Here is a 16,023-nt window from a genome sequence, read left to right as displayed (position 1 = left end):
GTACCGCACCGCCAGTGCCGAAGAAATGCGTAAGGCGTTCCCACACACGGGGTCTAGAGTGCTGCGCGACCGAGGGGCGCGGCTAGGACTGGTCCGACCGCAGCAGCCATACAAGAGTACCGGAAACCCTCTTCTCGACGCAGTACGAGAGCGCAGCAGGCATCAGGGCTTTACAATGGTAGATCTTGACCACTACGCTCGAGCGCGCGGCTATTTCAAACGAAAAAATTGGAACGGGTCCCGAGGCTTCATAAACTACGCCGCCATAGTCCGCGCCGTTCGCGTCCTTGGCGGAACGCTCAGCGTCCAATGGGGTGATGAATGAGCGCGTTCTTTCGCAAGCGAATCGAAGCGCGATCAAGCACCTGTTCACACGCTTGCTCAGATGGATGGCGAAGCCGACTTCGAACCCGAGACAATCGAGGAGCAGCACGACTGCGAGGCGGACCCAGCAGAACGAGGAATCGCTGATAAGGCGGAGGCGGCACGGCGTTTTCGGATGATGAAGCACTGAAAGAGTTGGCGACCGACGCATACGCCTGAGTAACCACTTGAAAGCGTCGGTCGCCATTTAGGGCAGGGCCACACCGGGATTGGGGACCCGATGCAACGCCTTCATGCACAACACAACGTCATGGTGAATGACCGGTTACTTATCCACAGGCGCACAGCCACATACTGAAGATTCCGCCCAGCTGATGTAATGCTCCTTGAAGATGGCTTGCCGGGGCTTGGCCGACATAGCGCGGCGAGCGACCAGTTCAGTCATTTGCTGATCTCGATAGACAAATTCACTGCGGCATTCGCGACCGTCTCTAGTGCGTGGGAAGCACAGAAATTTGTCATCCAAAGCTCGAGGTCGCTGGGGCTGCCTAACTTTGGCATCGAGCCGTCTCCGCCTGCTACAGCTCGCGTGAGGTTCGTTGCAGTAAGAAAACCTAATATCCAGCTGACATAGTAGGTGCGTGTGGTTTCCTTACTGCGGAGAAAATCGCCGCATGTTTTTAGCCCTGCGCCAAGGTTCTTGTAGATTATGTCATCCGCGCGAGCGGGATTGACCAGGACAGCGCTCGCGATAAGCAGGACTTTGAGCATGACTTCTTCACTTCCTGTTTAGCCGAACGCCTGGACTTCCGTGGTTCAGGAATTCGATGCCTGCGGCTTCAAGCGCCCGCTGCACCGCCTGAACGTTTTGTGCTCGGCCAGCTATAGCAGAGGCTCCGGCCGCCTCCATGCTTCGGATTGTATTGACGTGAACGCCGGCTTCGTTCGCGGCCTCTTGCTGCTCCATGCCGATGAGGGCGCGTGCAGCTTTTAGCTGATTTCCAGTGGTGAGCATCCAAGTTCCTCTTTGAGCAAATTGTGTATCACAAATAGAAAGCCGTTGACAAGCGACAAAATCCGTTTAGGTTAATGATACACAGCTCATCATGTGTGAGACACAACTAGGAGAACCCACATGCCGAACATCACTATTCGGGCTGCCGCCGAAGGCATGCCCACACTCAAACGCCGCCGGATGATGATCAACCTGACCGGTGCCGGCCTTGCACTCGCAACTGTCGGCGCCGCTGGCAAGGCGCCGACAGCGCAGGTCGACAGCACGAGACAGGCGACCGAAGATGTCGCCCGATCTGCGCGCCGTGATCAATGACCACAGGAAGGCTTGGGCTCATTGGCAAAGCGTTTGCGCCTGCACTGACAGCGCTATCCTCGGCCGCGAGGCAACCGCGCAGGAACATCAGACGTGGGAAGATGGCAGCGACGGCGAGTATTCGGCGCTCTATCACGTCTGCCGGTTCCCTGCTCGCACTCCGCCCGACCTTGCCGCGAAAGGCCGGTACCTCAGAAAATTCCACCCATGGCGCTACGGCGAGCTCGACAATCAGCTTGCAGGCCTTGCTGCGTTCGATGATCGACACCGGGAAAGGCGGTACAAAATGACCGCCGCCGACAACTATAAAACCCGTTTCTCGGCGTTGGAGCCCTTGATTTGCGACGCTGACAACACGATGGACGTGTTGATGGATATGCTGGAACGACATTTCGCAGGGGGAAGGCGCCAACGTTGTCCTTACCGCCCCCGAGGCCAAACGCCTGTTTTTTGTCGGCTGCATGGCAACTAATGCTTCCCGCAATGCCAAGCTTGCTCATTACGAGGCGTGGGCGCCCCGCGAATCGAAGTGAGATCCTTCCGCAGACCCCAAGCCCGCCACGGTTCGCCCTGGCGGGCTTCATCGTTTGCGCACGTTAGGAACCAAGTTAGGAAGCGAATGAGGCAAAGTCAGAAAGCGATGGTTTTTCAAGTCGATAACAGAAATTCTGGCGGAGGGAGTGGGATTCGAACCCACGGTGAACTTGCGCCCACGCCGGTTTTCAAGACCGGTGCCTTAAACCGCTCGGCCATCCCTCCAGCGACTGCTGGCCACTGCTCTAGTGTGCCCGACAAAGGCCTGTCAACCGGCTTGGGTGAGCAGGTCGCCCCCTGAACCTAGGGGCAGGGCAAACAGCGTCACAATCTTGCCCGGTTCCGGCCACAATCGGTTAATACCGTGATAAACAATTCCTGCGCAAAAAGGATCGGGGGTTCGAAGCGTCGTTGACATTGTCGAGCGAGTGCTTTGGCTCCTCGGATGGTGGATGCGACGTCTTCATCGAGACTTAGGGGGCGATCAAGAATGCAGGCTGTGACGCATCCGCGTCTTCGTCGCGTTGCCACGGGTGCGTTGCTCGCGGCGTCGGCTGCATTGCTCGCCGCTTGCGCGTCGCAGCCCGAGCCGAAGGGGATGGTCTACAAGAAGACCCGCTCCAAGGAATATTTCGCCGAGACCGAATACGGAGTGAAGGCCAGTCCGCGCGTTGCCTTCATGCGCCGCGGCGGCGGTCGCGACCAGCTTGGCAAGCCCTATCAGGTGCGCGGCAAGTGGTATTATCCCAAGGAAGACAAGAAGTACGCGAAGGTGGGTCTGGCCTCATGGTATGGCGACGCCTTCCATGGCCGGCTGACCGCCAATGGCGAAGTCTACGACATGGCGCATCTGACGGCGGCGCATCCGACCATGCCGCTGCCCAGTTATGCCCGCGTCACCAACCTCGAAACCGGCAGTTCGGTCATCGTGCGCGTCAATGACCGCGGCCCTTACCATGAGGGCCGCATCATCGACGTCTCGGAGCGAGCCGCGCAGATGCTCGACTACGACAAGGTCGGCACCGCGAAGGTGAAGGTCGAATATGTCGGCCGCGCGCCGCTCGACGGCAATGACGACCAGTACCTGATGGCCTCTTACCATCCAGGCAACCGCGTACCTGATCCATCGGATGGCCTGCCGACCGGCGTCATGGTGGCCATGAACGGGCCTGCGCCGAGCCTTCCAGCCGGCGCGGCCGCCGTGCCGTTTCCAGGTCAGCTGACCGATGCCGCGGCTCCGGTACAGGGACGGATTGCCGCGCAGCCGGCCTTCGGCGATCTGGCGCTGCCCGATTTTGGACCGATCGTGCCGGAACGGCCGCAGATCAGCCTGCCGCCGCAGTCGCCGTTCGCCATGGCCTCGCTGTCCTATGCGGATGAACGCGTCCGTCGCGCGGATGTCTTTGCCGCCCTGGACAACAGCGGCATGTCGCCCGCGGACATCCTGCGGTCGTGGAAAAAGACCGGCCGCCAAGCGGCACCGTCCAGCGCCGACTATGTCGCCGCCGGCACGTTCGACGACGTCACCGAAGCCACACATGTGGCCTCGGCGCTAAAGCCCTTCGGCAGAATAGAAATCCAGCGCTCCGATCTCGACGGCAATGACTGGTATGCGGTCAACCTCTATCCGGACGGCCATGGCGGCCTGGACGAGTTGCTGAAGGCGGCGTGGTCTCATGGCGCGCCCGACGCGCTGGTCGTGCGCGACTGATCCAGCGGCGGTTTTGCGCCCGGCAGTTGATCCCTCACCGAAAAAGCTCGATAGTTTCGGCACGCCGGAGGGGCCGGCCAACGGGTCGATTTTCATGCAGTTTCGCTTGCTACACCCTTTCGCCGTTTTTTTTCTCCTCAGCCTCCTGCTTACGCTTTCGCCGGCCCAAGCGCAGCTCTTCGAGACCAAGGCCGCGCAGGCCTTCATGATCGATGCCGATACCGGAACGGTGCTGTTTTCGAAAGATGCCGACAAACCCATTCCGCCGGCTTCGATGGCCAAGCTGATGACTATGGAAGTGGTTTTCAACGCCCTCAAATCCGGCCGCCTCAAACTCGACGATACGTTCGTGGTCAGCGAAAATGCCTGGCGCAAAGGTGGCGCACCGTCGGGGACCTCGACGATGTTCGCCAAGCTCAAATCGGCGATCCGGCTCGAGGACCTGATCCAGGGGGTGACCGTGCAAGCCGCCAATGACGGCTGTATCGTCATCGCCGAAGGCATGGCCGGATCCGAGGACAACTTTGCCGGAGAGATGACCGAACGCGCGCGCCAGATCGGCCTCAAGACCTCGACTTTCGTCAACTCGACCGGCCTGCCGGCAGACGGCCAGCAGACAAACGTGCGGGAATTGGCGCAGCTCGCCCTTCATTTATGGCGCGAATACCCCGATTTCTACCGGTATTACGGCTTGAAGGATTTCACCTGGAACAAGATCTCGCAGAGGAACCGCAACCCGTTGCTGGCGATGGATATCGGCGCCGACGGCCTTGCTGTCGGCGCGAGCGAGACATCCGGTTTCGGCATCGTCGCTTCGGTCAGCCACAACGGCACGCGGGTGATCGCGGCGATGAGCGGGCTGGCAAATGACAAGGAGCGCGCAGAAGAGGCACGCAAACTGCTCGATTGGGGCGTTCGCTCGTTCGAGAAGACCGAAATCTTCGCCAAGGACGAGGTGGTCGGAGAGGCCCAGGTTTTTGGCGGCATGAAATCCGGCGTGACGCTTAAGGCAAAAGGTCCGATCGACATCTTCCTGCCGATCACCAACCGCGACAAGCTGACGGCCAGGATCATCTACACCGGCCCGGTCGCGGCACCGGTGGAGGAGGGGCAGCCGGTGGGCGCACTGCGCGTCTGGATCGGCGACACGCTGAGCCAGGAAACACCGTTGTTCGCCGCCGAGTCGATCAGCGTCGGCAGTTTGCCGCAACGCGCCCTCGATGCCGTCAAGGAACTGGCGATCGGCTGGCTTCGATAGCACCGACGGCATGGACGTTTTCCCGAACGCGGACTATCTAGAGCGCAACAATCCACTCGAACACGAACAAAGGCCCTCGGTTGGCGCGCGGATTTTTCATCACCTTCGAAGGCGGCGAAGGCGCAGGCAAGTCGACACAGATCGAGCGGCTGGCCACCAAGATGCGCGCCAAGAAGTATGATGTCGTACGGACACGTGAGCCGGGCGGCTCGCCGGGCGCCGAAGCGGTCCGGCATGTGCTGCTTTCAGGTGCCGCCGAACCGTTCGGGCCCAAGATGGAAGCGCTGCTCTTCGCAGCCGCGCGTTCCGACCACGTCGAGCAGGTCATCCGTCCGGCGGTCGAACGCGGCTCCATTGTGCTTTGTGACCGCTTCCTGGATTCCTCGCGTGTCTATCAGGGCGTTACGGGTGGGATCGATCCGGCATTCATGGCCATGCTGGAACAGGTCTCGATCAACGGCATGATGCCCGACATGACGCTGATCTTCGATATCGACCCGGCCGAGGGTTTGAAGCGCGCGACATTGCGGCGTGGCAGCGATGCCGCCGCCGACCGCTTTGAAAAGGAGACGCTTGCCATCCACCAGGCTCGCCGCGAAGCGTTCCTGGCGATCGCCGCGGCAGAGCCGGAACGCTGCATCGTCGTCGATGCGTCCGCCGATCCGGACACGGTGGAAGATGTCGTCACGGCGACCGTGTTCTCGGCACTGGGGGCAAGGGCGTCCGAGCGCAACAGGCAGGTCGCACCCGTATGATCTTCGAACGCATCGCGCCGGAACAGCATGATACGCTGGACGGTGTGCCGGAACCCTCCGAAACACCGCGTCTGGTCGGACACGGACAGGCGGTCACCATGCTTGCCGCCGCCTATCGTGCGGGAAAGCTGCCGCATGCGCTTATCTTCGCCGGTCCGGTCGGGATCGGCAAGGCGACGCTCGCCTTCCATCTCGCCCACCACCTGTTGAAGCATCCGGCCTTCGACCAGGCGCCTGGCAACCTGGCGGTTCCCGATCCGGCCTCGCCGCTGTTTCGCCAGATCGCAACCGGCGCGCATCCCGGCGTACTGCATCTGACCCGCCCGCTGAACGACAAGACAAAGAGTTTCAAGACCGTCGTCACCGTTGACGAAATCCGCAAGGTCAGCCGCTTCCTGTGGCTGACTTCGCACGACGGCAGCTACCGGGTGGTGATCGTCGATCCGGCCGACGACATGAATGCCAATGCGGCCAATGCCTTGCTGAAGAATCTTGAGGAGCCACCGGCACGGACTCTGTTCATTCTCATCGTCCATGCACCGGGCAGTCTGCTGCCGACGATCCGCTCGCGCTGCCAGGTGGTGCGGCTGACACCGCTTGACGCCAACGAACTGATGTCGGTGCTGGAGACAGCGGAGCCGCCGCCGCCGGACGATCCGGCCGCGAGGGCCGCATTGGTCGAGCGGGCAGGGGGAAGCGCCCGCAACGCGATCCTATTGACGCAGTATGGCGGGCTGGAGATCGCGCGGACGCTGGATGGCCTGGTGGCGACGGGAAAGAGCGATATTGGCGGCGCCTATCGCCTGGCCGAAGCTGTCGCGGGCAGGGACCAGGCGATACAGTTCGACATCTTCAACCGCCGGGCGCTGGACCTTCTGTCGGATGCGGCAAGCCAGGCGGCGCGGGCTGGCGATCTCAAGCGGGCCAAAACGCTGTCGGATAGTTGGCATGAGGCGCTGGACGCGATATCTGAGACGGACACCTACAATCTCGACAAAAAGCAGCACGCCCTGACCATGATCGACCGCCTGAATTCTGCAATGCGAATGTGACGGCTTTTTTGGTGCATGCCGTTGCCCCTGAAACCGGGGCCACTTTTGGGCGGCATGCATGGTCTCGGGATGGCAATCGCCATTCCGATGCGATATCCACCGCCACGGCCTCCATTCAGACATTCATGACGGTTCATCCATGTCACGCGACACATTCTACATCACAACCGCGATTTCCTATCCGAACGGCAAGCCGCATATCGGCCATGCCTACGAGCTGATCGCCACCGACGCTCTTGCCCGCTTCCAGCGGCTCGACGGCAAGCAGGTCTTCTTCCTTACCGGCACCGACGAGCACGGCATCAAGATGCTGCAGACAGCCAAGCGCGAAGGCATTTCGGCGCGTGAACTGGCAGACCGCAATTCAGCCGAGTTCAAGCACATGGCGACCGCGCTCAACGCCTCCAACGACGATTTCATCCGCACCACGGAGGAGCGCCATTACGCTGCTTCGCAGGCGATCTGGAAGGCGATGGCCGCCAATGGCGACGTCTATAAGGGCGGCTATGCCGGGTGGTACTCGGTGCGCGACGAAGCCTATTACGGCGAGGAGGAGACCGAGNGACGTCTATAAGGGCGGCTATGCCGGGTGGTACTCGGTGCGCGACGAAGCCTATTACGGCGAGGAGGAGACCGAGGTCCGTCCTGACAATGTCCGCTACGGGCCGCAGGGAACGCCGGTCGAATGGGTCGAGGAAGAGAGCTATTTCTTCCGCCTGTCGGCCTATCAGGACAAGCTCGTCGCCCTTTATGAAGGCCAGCCCGACTTCATCGGCCCCGCCGAGCGCCGCAACGAGGTGATGAGCTTCGTCAAGTCGGGACTGAAGGACCTGTCGATCTCGCGCACCACTTTCGACTGGGGCGTGCCGGTGCCGGGCGATGAAAAGCATGTCATGTATGTTTGGGTCGACGCGCTGACCAACTACATCACCGGTGTCGGCTATCCCGATGAAAAAGATGAGAAATGGAAGTTCTGGCCAGCCGATGCGCACATCATCGGCAAGGACATCGTGCGCTTCCACGCCGTTTATTGGCCGGCCTTCCTGATGTCGGCCGGCATCCCGCTGCCGAAGCGCGTCTTCGGCCACGGCTTCCTGTTCAACCGCGGCGAGAAGATGTCGAAGTCGGTCGGCAACGTTATCGACCCGTTCGCCATGGTCGAGCATTACGGGCTCGACCAGGTGCGCTACTTCTTCCTGCGCGAAGTGCCGTTCGGGCAGGACGGCAGCTACAGCCATGAGGCGATCGTCAACCGCACCAATGCGGATCTGGCCAACGGTCTCGGCAATCTGGCGCAGCGCTCGCTGTCGATGATCGCGAAGAATTGCGGCGGCGTCGTGCCGAAGCGCGGCGACCTGGCGGAGGCCGACAAGGTGATCCTGGATCAAGCGGTCGACGCTCTCGCCACCGCGCGCAAGGCAATGGCCGAACAGGGCATCCATCTGGCACTGGCGGCAATCTTCGGCGTGGTTGCGGAAGCCGACCGGTATTTCGCCGGACAGGAACCCTGGGCGCTCAAGAAAACCAATCCCGAGCGCATGGAAACGGTGCTGTGGACGACGGCCGAGGTGGTCCGGCGCGTAGCGGTTCTATGCCAGCCCTACATTCCGGGCTCGGCCGGCAAGCTGCTCGACCTGCTGGCGGTGCCGGCGGACAATCGCGATTTCGTGCATGTCCATGCCGACCATGCGATTGTGTCCGGGACGGCGCTGCCTCCGCCTGAGGGCGTGTTTCCGCGCTATGTCGAGCAGACGGACGCGAACGCCTGATGCTCGTCGACAGCCATTGTCATCTGGATTTTCCAGACTTTGCCGAAGAGCGGGCGGCCATTGTCGCCCGCGCCAAGGCGGCTGGTATCAGCCGGATGGTGACGATCTCCACGCGCGTGAAGCGGTTCCAGCAAGTTCTTGAGATCGCGGAGACTTTCGACGAAGTCTATTGCTCGGTCGGCACCCACCCGCACAATGCCGCCGAGGAGCTCGACGTCACCACCGCCGACCTTGTCCGCCTGTCCACTCACCCAAAGGTGGTGGCGATCGGCGAAGCAGGCCTCGATTATTTCTACGACAAGGCACCACGCGATGCGCAGGCGCAGGGTTTTCGCGCTCATATCGCCGCCGCCCGCGAGACCGGGCTGCCTCTCGTCATCCATTCACGCGATGCCGACAACGATATGACCGCCATTCTCGAGGACGAGACAGGGAAGGGCGCCTTCCCGTTCATCCTGCATTGCTTTTCGTCGGGACGGCGACTCGCCGAGGTTGGCGTGTCGTTAGGCGGCTATGTGTCGTTCTCGGGCATCCTGACCTTTAAGAACTCGATCGAATTGCGCGCCATCGCCGCCGATTTGCCGCGTGACCGGCTGCTGGTGGAGACTGACGCGCCATATCTGGCGCCGGTACCGTTCCGCGGCAAGCGCAACGAGCCGGCCTACGTCGCGCAAACCGCCAAGGTGCTGGCCGAGACAATCGGCGTCAGCGAGGCTGAGATCGCGGCGGTGACAACCGACAATTTCTTTCAGCTGTTTGGAAAAATGTCTCGCCAGCAGGCGCTCGAGACATGAGCGACCGGCTGCGCCTGACAATTCTCGGCTGCGGGTCGTCGCCAGGCACGCCGCGCATCACCGGCGACTGGGGTAATTGCGACCCCACCAATCCCAGGAACCGGCGCATGCGCACGGCGGCACTTGTCGAGCGCATTGCCGCCAATGGCGGCCGCACCACCGTCGTCATCGACACCGGCCCGGACTTCCGCGAGCAGATGCTGATGGCTTCAGTCAGGCGCATCGACGGGGTCATCTACACGCATCCGCATGCTGACCACATCCACGGCATCGATGACCTGCGCGGCTATGTGCAGGAACAACGGCATCGCATCGCAATCCATGCCGACGAGCCGACCATGCTGCGGCTGCGCGAGGCGTTCGGCTATTGCTTCCAGACGCCGGCAGGCAGTTCCTATCCGCCGATCGTCGACGCCCACATCATCGATCATACCAGGCCGGTCGTGATCAAAGGAGAGGGGGGTGCCCTCACCTTCGAGCCGCTGCCTCAGATCCATGGCGACATCATTTCGCTGGGTTTCCGCATCGGTGGGCTCGCCTACTGTCCCGATGTCAGCGACTTTCCCAAGACCACCGTAGAACGGCTGCGAGGCCTCGACATGCTGGTCATCGACGCTTTGCAATACAACACGCACCCAAGCCATCTTTCGCTTGGCGAGGCGCTGGACTGGATCGAGGCGCTTTCGCCGGGGAGCGCCGTGCTGACGCACATGCACGTGCCGCTCGATTACACCGCCGTGATGGCCGAGACGCCCGACAGTGTCGAACCAGCCTATGATGGCATGGTGATCGAAATCCCATACGAGTCAAACCCGTAGGGGCTGCTGCTCAGTTGGCGTTTCAAATCGTCGTCTGAACGCTCGAGCATGCGTGAAGTGCCCGTGGCACCCAATGCGTAAGTTCCATAATCTATCTTATGCGACTTTTATTTGTAGCAGCTATTTAGTAATGCGACAGTTGCCCCAGTTAGAGATGCGACACTTCCCGCTTCCGAGGCTGGTCAACATGAAGCTGGAAAGGAAGGCTGGCGACTTCACAGAGCATGGCGTGAGAGCGGGCTTATTGCGGGAGCCGTCATGCCTTTGGTCACCTTGTCGCAAAAAGAGCTGCATCGTCTCGAAGCCATCCAGAAGATCCGCGGCCGACGGCTGAGCGTCGTCCAGGCGGCGGAGCTTCTTCATCTCAGCCGCAGTCAGGTTCACCGGCTGTTGCAGGCCTATGACCAGGACGGCGCCGGCGGGCTGGCGTCGAAGAAGCGCGGCCGGCCGAGCAATCGGCGCCATGATGAGGACTTTCGCAACACCACACTGGATCTCGTGCGCGATCGCTACCGGGACTTCGGCCCGACGCTTGCCAGCGAGAAACTGCTTGAGTGGCACCAGATCGCCGTCAGCACAGAGACGCTACGCAAGTGGATGACGGAAGCTGGCATTTGGACATCGCGCCGGGAGCGCAAGAAGCAGCTTCACCAGCCACGGGGTCGGCGCGACTGCCTCGGCGAGTTGGTTCAGATCGACGGCTCGCACCATTGGTGGTTCGAGAGCCGCGGCCCTAGATGCGCCCTGCTCGTTTACATCGACGACGCGACGGGCAAGCTGCTGCATCTGCGCTTTGCTGGTTCCGAGAACACGTTCGACTACCTGATCGCCACCAAGGCGTATTTGCAGGAATGGGGCAAGCCGATCTCCTTCTACAGCGACAAGCATGGCGTGTTTCGCACGACGCATGGTTCGGAGAAGGATCGAACGACTGGCCTGACGCAGTTCGGACGCGCGCTCTACGAGTTGAACATCGACATCATCTGCGCCAACACCCCGCAGGCCAAAGGCCGTGTCGAGCGGGCCAATCAGACGCTGCAGGACCGGCTTGTGAAGGAGCTGCGCCTGCGCGGCATCAGCACGATCGAGGCGGTCAATGCCTTTGCGGCGGAGTTCGCCGCCGACTTCAATGCGCGCTTTGGCAAGGAACCACGCAATCCGAAGGACATGCACCGTACCCTCGCGGAGCATGAGAACCTGGATAGCGCCATGTGCCGCAAGGAGTTCCGCACGCTGTCGCAAGCGCTGACACTGCGGTACGACAAGGTGCTGTTCATTCTCGATCCGAGCGTCTTCGTAAGCGCCTGGCCGGGAAGAAGGTCGTCGTCTGCGACTATCCCGATGGCCGCCTCGAGATCATGGAGGGCAGCACGCCCCTACCCTATAGAACTTTTGACAAGCTGCGCTCGGTTCACAGATCGGAGATCGTCGAGAACAAACGCCTGGACGAAGCCCTTGCAATGGTGGCCGAGATGCAGGCTGGCCGCGACCTCCAGCGCAGCCAGCATGGACCCCGCCGCACCGGCCAGACAAACCATATGTTCGGCATTCCCGATGGCAGCCAGAGCAATGGCTACCAGAAGCGTGGCCGCAAGCCTGGTCGACGGACGGATTTCATGAACGATCCTGCCGTGATCGCTCGGCGGGAGCAGGCGTTGACGAGGCTGGAAGCTGCGGAATGAGATATCGCAACCATCAGCAACATTGCAACGGTCGTAGACGGGTGGAAGGCGGACGGAGCTTTATCGTGATCTGACAGCGCTCTCAACAAATTCGTCCATCTGCGTCTCCGAAATTTGCATGAAGGTGAGTCAAAGCCGAATGTTCCGCTTTGGCCGTCAGGGTCAACGCAAGGCTCAATATCAATACAGGGCACGCTGTCGTCTTTGGCAAAAACTACCGTCTCATTTTTCAAGACTTCCGGTCTAAGATGCAGAGCTGTGTGAAGTTCATAATTTTCATCGGGGGGTGAGTTAGCAATCCATACAAGCTGCCTAGCAAGCGTGAGCAAACCGGCCCGATTGGCATAAACCTTGACTTCGTCAGATGAAATCAGAACGCCGATACGGTGGCCAGGGGTCGGATCGGGTCGTGACAATTCATCTGCTCCTGTATCAGGGCCACACATTCATTTCCTGCAAAGAGCATTTTCACCGATAAGTCTCAAGGTCCGCAACGGCTCGGATCCTCTCTTCGTATTCATGTCGTTAAAGGGCTCTCAAAGCTAAAGCCGAGCGCTTCCTAGAACGCACCCGATCGGGCTGCGCAACCCTGGACCAGCTGACGCCCGATCGGGCGCTTAGGTCGTGCCAGGTAGGAGCCTCACTGTCGCATTTCTAACTTGCTGGCGGTGTCGCGTCTCTAAATCGCTTTGACACTATTTGTAGCAGCTATTTAGTCGGACGGATTTCAATGAACGATCCCGCCGTGATAGCCCGGCGAATACGGCCCGGTCCGGCTTTGCGCCCGCTTCATGGCTTGCAGGAAAACTTACCGAGGCCCCTGCTCCAGGCTGATCCGGTAACTCAGCGAACGCTTCGCGCCCGGCGCGATCAGCATCAGGCCGGGCTTGTCGGTGAACTCTCCATCGAAATCCAGCGGACTGGCAATGCCATGCCAGGGCTCGATGCACAGGAACGGTGCGCCGCCGGGTTTGGACCAGATGCCCAGTTCCTGAAATCCCTGCCATGAGACCTCGATCGCCGGACCGTCATCGGCACCATAGCGAACGCTGTTGCTGGCCGGCCGGTCCAGGATCACGGCGTCGTCGGCAAACAGGCGTTCGGACAGCTCGAGCACATTGCCTTTGAGCGGCGTTGGCTGCCGCGTTGCGATGAGCAGGCCATCCTTCAGCCGGCGGATCGGCGCGGGCTCTGCTTGGGCAAACGTCAGGCGATAGGCGTCCTTCGCCATATCGGGCAGAAGCGGCCAGTTGAACGCCGGATGCGCCCCGATCGACGCCGGCATCGTTTCGTCGCCCGAGTTGGTAATCTCGAATTCTATGTCGAGTTGCCCCTCGCCGAGCGTATAGGTCACGGCCAGTCGAAATGCGAACGGGTAGTGCGTTCGGGTTTCCGCGTCGTCGGTGAGCACCAGCGTGCAGGATCGAGGTCCCCTCTGCGCCCACATAAAAGGCTTGTCGCGGGCGAAGCCGTGCTGCGTCATCGGATAGGCCTGGCCGCGATGGTGCAGTTGATCGCCCTTCAGCCGGCCGACGATCGGAAACAGCACTGGTGAATGGCGCCGCCAGGCCGGTCCAGCCTGCCACAGGAACTCAAATTCTCGTGCATCCCGCAGGGTAACCAACTCTGCGCCGTGGGCCACGATGGTTGCCGATATGCCATCGCCATGAAGCGTCAGACTGTCCTGTTCCATATGTCCTCGCGGTTCGTCCGGCGTGGACGGCAGGCTAGCAAATGGCCGGGCGTGAACTCAAGGTGGCGCACCGCATTTGCATTCACGCGATCGCGGTGAACCTTGATGGTGGACCTTCGAAAGAGGCTGGCCGGAGGTTTCCCTCCGGCCAGCCAAGACTCAAAGCTGCTGCCTGCCACGGTCCGGACTATTCGCGCTCGCCGGTGAAATTCAGGAGCAGCTGGAAGATGTTGATGAAGTTCAGATAGAGTGAGAAGGCACCGAAGACGGCGAGCTTCTGGCGCGACTCCGCATCGAAATTCTCCGCGTATTGCTCCTTGATCGTCTGCGTGTCCCAGGCCGTCAGGCCGATGAACACGGCGATGCCGATCACCGAAATGGCGAACTGCAGTGCGGTCGAGCCGAGGAAGATGTTGACGATGCTGGCAATCACCACGCCGATCAAGCCCATGATCAGGAAGGACGAGAACTGCGTCAGGTCGCGCCTTGTCGTGTAGCCGTAGAGGCTGGTGGCGCCGAACATGGTGGCGGCGATGAAGAAAGTGCGCGCGATGCTGGTGCCGGTGAAGACGAGGAACACCGAAGCCAGCGACAGGCCCATGACGGCACAGAAGGCCCAAAACATCGCCTGCGCGCTTGCCGCCGACATGGTCTGCATCTTGAACGAAAATAGGAGCACGAAGGCGAGCGGCGCCAGCATCACCACCCATTTCAGCGGGCTGGAAAAGATCGGCACATAAAGCGCCGGCGTCGACGACACGAGGAAGGCGACAAGGCCGGTAACCACCAGGCCAAGGCCCATATAATTGTAGACGCGTAGCATGTGCTGGCGCAGGCCCTCGTCGTAGACGGCTCCAGTCCGGGCGCCTGTGCCCACGCGGTATCCAAGATTGGGCGTATTCATTCGAGGTCTCCTTTGTGGATTGGTCAGTAAAGCGTTCTGGCGAGCGTTTCGGCGGCGCGGTCGAGGTCATGAACCTCGCTCTTCGCGACAACCGCGTAAGCGACATCGCCGATCTGGAAATAGGCCGAGGAGATGTCGCCGGAGGGCGCGACGGTCGGCTTGACCACATCGAAAGTGCCCGGCCGAATCGCGAACAGCGAAACCAGGCCCATCTCCTTCGTTTCAACCGCAATCTCGACACTCGGGCCGAAGCGCGACGGATAGATTTGCACGTCGCGGACCTTCCAACCCTTCGGCAGCGCCGGCATGACGATGGCGGTGGCGGCGCGGATCTCGCCGGCATTGTAATTGGGCGCCTCGGTCTGCGAGGGCATGTTTTCGCGCAGCAGCGTCGTCCTGTGTGCCTGTACCGCCTCATCGACATAGGCGGGCGGCTGCGGCGAGGCGACGACCTCGGTCACCGACATCGGCCCGACGATGCCGTTGGCCAGCCAGCCGGCGGCGACGAAAGCCGCGACCGCTGCCGCGCGTTGCAGCACACCGAAGATGCGGCCCCGGCCAAGCCCCCTCTCCAGCTGCCGAGCCGCGTCGGCCGTGGCCGGCCGCGCCATGCCTTCGGAGCCGGCCAGCGCCACGCGCAGTTCGTCGCGGGTGCGCAGATCCGACATCACACGCGCGGCCGTGTCCGGACGCGCCGACAGGAAGGCTTCGACCGCGATGCGGCGGCTAACGTCGAGCTGGTCGTCGACATAGGCGTCGAGATCGGCGTCCGTAACCGGGTCAACAAGAGCGGTCATGAGTCACCTCCCACGATCCTGAGATGATTTTTGCCCCGGGCGGGCCCCTCTTCCATCTGCCGCAAGGCCTCGCGCGCCCTGCCGATACGCGACATCAGCGTGCCCAGCGGCACGCCGCTGGCGTTGGCGGCCTGCTGATAGGAGAGCCCTTCGATGGCGACCAGGTGCAGCGCCGAGCGCTGCTCTTCCGGCAGGCTGAAAAAGGCTTGGCGAACCTGCGCCAAGCGCACGGAGTGTTCCTGCGGCGCCGGGGTGCTGCCGTCGGCGAGATATCGGGCCTGTTCGAGGCGTGCCGCTTCCGAGCGGCGCGAGCGCACGCGGTCGATGAAGGTGTTGTGAACGATCGACAGCAGCCAGGCGCGCAGATTTCCGCCGGAGCGGAACGTGCCGCGCCGCTCATAGGCGCGCACCAGCGCGTCGTGCACGAGATCCTCGGCGTCGACGCCGTCGCGCGTCAGCGAACGGGCGTAGCGCCGCAGGGACCCGAGCTGTCCTATGATGTCAAAGCGCGGCATCGACCGTTTCATGCCCTGTTTACGGAGCATGTGGGGATTTTAATCCTGGCCGTGCCGATTTTTCTTCGCGGGAGATATCGGTTGCAG

General features: G+C 61.5%; 14 protein-coding genes, 1 tRNA gene and 2 pseudogenes. 10 read left to right on the top strand and 7 right to left on the bottom strand.

Annotated elements, in window-relative coordinates; all coding sequences use genetic code 11:
- Positions 1-765: 765 nt before the first annotated feature.
- Positions 766-1,095 carry a hypothetical protein gene (locus X742_RS148235; protein WP_023773699.1) on the bottom strand — a complete coding sequence of 110 codons (330 nt, stop codon included), beginning with the start codon at positions 1,093-1,095 and terminating at the stop codon, positions 766-768.
- Positions 1,096-1,102: 7 nt separating this feature from the next.
- Positions 1,103-1,339: a helix-turn-helix transcriptional regulator gene (locus X742_RS148240; protein ID WP_023773698.1), complete on the bottom strand. Its 237-nt coding sequence runs from the start codon at positions 1,337-1,339 to the stop codon at positions 1,103-1,105.
- Positions 1,340-1,459: 120 nt separating this feature from the next.
- Between X742_RS148240 and X742_RS148245 the strand changes: the two genes are divergently transcribed.
- Together X742_RS148245 and X742_RS148250 are read left to right on the top strand one after the other, a co-directional pair.
- Positions 1,460-1,654 (top strand): hypothetical protein, encoded by a 195-nt coding sequence (locus tag X742_RS148245; protein ID WP_023773697.1) that lies wholly within the window; start codon positions 1,460-1,462, stop codon positions 1,652-1,654.
- Complete coding sequence (locus X742_RS148250; protein WP_023795152.1) at positions 1,623-2,126, top strand: hypothetical protein; 504 nt, start codon at positions 1,623-1,625, stop codon at positions 2,124-2,126. The genes X742_RS148245 and X742_RS148250 overlap by 32 nt, the downstream gene beginning before the upstream one ends.
- A gap of 197 nt (positions 2,127-2,323) precedes the next feature.
- Here X742_RS148250 and X742_RS148255 read toward each other — a convergent pair.
- Positions 2,324-2,413: transfer RNA gene (locus X742_RS148255), tRNA-Ser, on the bottom strand.
- Between the two features lie 265 nt (positions 2,414-2,678).
- On the opposite strand from X742_RS148255, the gene X742_RS148260 reads away from it, so the two are divergent.
- From X742_RS148260 to X742_RS01000000170380, 8 genes and pseudogenes are all read left to right on the top strand, one after another.
- A complete protein-coding gene (locus X742_RS148260; RefSeq protein ID WP_023773695.1) occupies positions 2,679-3,899 on the top strand; it encodes a septal ring lytic transglycosylase RlpA family protein in 1,221 nt (406 codons plus the stop codon).
- 94 nt (positions 3,900-3,993) lie between these two features.
- Positions 3,994-5,157: a D-alanyl-D-alanine carboxypeptidase family protein gene (locus X742_RS148265; RefSeq protein WP_023773694.1), complete on the top strand. Its 1,164-nt coding sequence runs from the start codon at positions 3,994-3,996 to the stop codon at positions 5,155-5,157.
- A gap of 80 nt (positions 5,158-5,237) precedes the next feature.
- Positions 5,238-5,912, top strand: coding sequence for a dTMP kinase (gene tmk / locus X742_RS148270; protein WP_023773693.1), 675 nt, complete (start codon positions 5,238-5,240; stop codon positions 5,910-5,912).
- Positions 5,909-6,964 (top strand): DNA polymerase III subunit delta', encoded by a 1,056-nt coding sequence (locus X742_RS148275; RefSeq protein WP_023773692.1) that lies wholly within the window; start codon positions 5,909-5,911, stop codon positions 6,962-6,964. The genes tmk and X742_RS148275 overlap by 4 nt, the downstream gene beginning before the upstream one ends.
- A gap of 139 nt (positions 6,965-7,103) precedes the next feature.
- Positions 7,104-8,733, top strand: a pseudogene (gene metG, locus X742_RS01000000170385) (methionine--tRNA ligase).
- Positions 8,733-9,527, top strand: a complete 795-nt coding sequence (locus X742_RS148280) for a TatD family hydrolase (protein ID WP_023773691.1) — start codon at positions 8,733-8,735, stop codon at positions 9,525-9,527. Before metG ends, X742_RS148280 begins: the two are co-directional and overlap by 1 nt.
- Positions 9,524-10,345 carry an MBL fold metallo-hydrolase gene (locus X742_RS148285; RefSeq protein ID WP_023773690.1) on the top strand — a complete coding sequence of 274 codons (822 nt, stop codon included), beginning with the start codon at positions 9,524-9,526 and terminating at the stop codon, positions 10,343-10,345. Before X742_RS148280 ends, X742_RS148285 begins: the two co-directional genes overlap by 4 nt.
- 258 nt (positions 10,346-10,603) lie before the next feature.
- Positions 10,604-12,027, top strand: a pseudogene (locus X742_RS01000000170380) (ISNCY family transposase).
- 808 nt (positions 12,028-12,835) lie between these two features.
- On the opposite strand, the gene X742_RS148290 reads toward X742_RS01000000170380, so the two are convergent.
- From X742_RS148290 to X742_RS148305, 4 genes are all read right to left on the bottom strand, one after another.
- Positions 12,836-13,720 (bottom strand): aldose 1-epimerase family protein, encoded by an 885-nt coding sequence (locus X742_RS148290; RefSeq protein WP_023773688.1) that lies wholly within the window; start codon positions 13,718-13,720, stop codon positions 12,836-12,838.
- A gap of 187 nt (positions 13,721-13,907) precedes the next feature.
- Positions 13,908-14,624, bottom strand: a complete 717-nt coding sequence (locus X742_RS148295; protein WP_015317911.1) for a Bax inhibitor-1/YccA family protein — start codon at positions 14,622-14,624, stop codon at positions 13,908-13,910.
- Positions 14,625-14,647: 23 nt separating this feature from the next.
- Positions 14,648-15,421 carry an anti-sigma factor gene (locus X742_RS148300; RefSeq protein WP_023773687.1) on the bottom strand — a complete coding sequence of 258 codons (774 nt, stop codon included), beginning with the start codon at positions 15,419-15,421 and terminating at the stop codon, positions 14,648-14,650.
- Positions 15,418-15,966: a sigma-70 family RNA polymerase sigma factor gene (locus X742_RS148305; protein WP_084569587.1), complete on the bottom strand. Its 549-nt coding sequence runs from the start codon at positions 15,964-15,966 to the stop codon at positions 15,418-15,420. The genes X742_RS148300 and X742_RS148305 overlap by 4 nt, the downstream gene beginning before the upstream one ends.
- Between the last annotated feature and the right edge of the window lie 57 nt (positions 15,967-16,023).

Origin of the sequence: Mesorhizobium sp. LNHC229A00, assembly GCF_000502415.1 — a bacterium.
In the GTDB taxonomy this organism is placed as follows: Bacteria; Pseudomonadota; Alphaproteobacteria; order Rhizobiales; family Rhizobiaceae; genus Mesorhizobium.
Note: the sequence above shows the minus strand (reverse complement) of the source record. Positions and strands in the feature narration are given on the sequence as shown.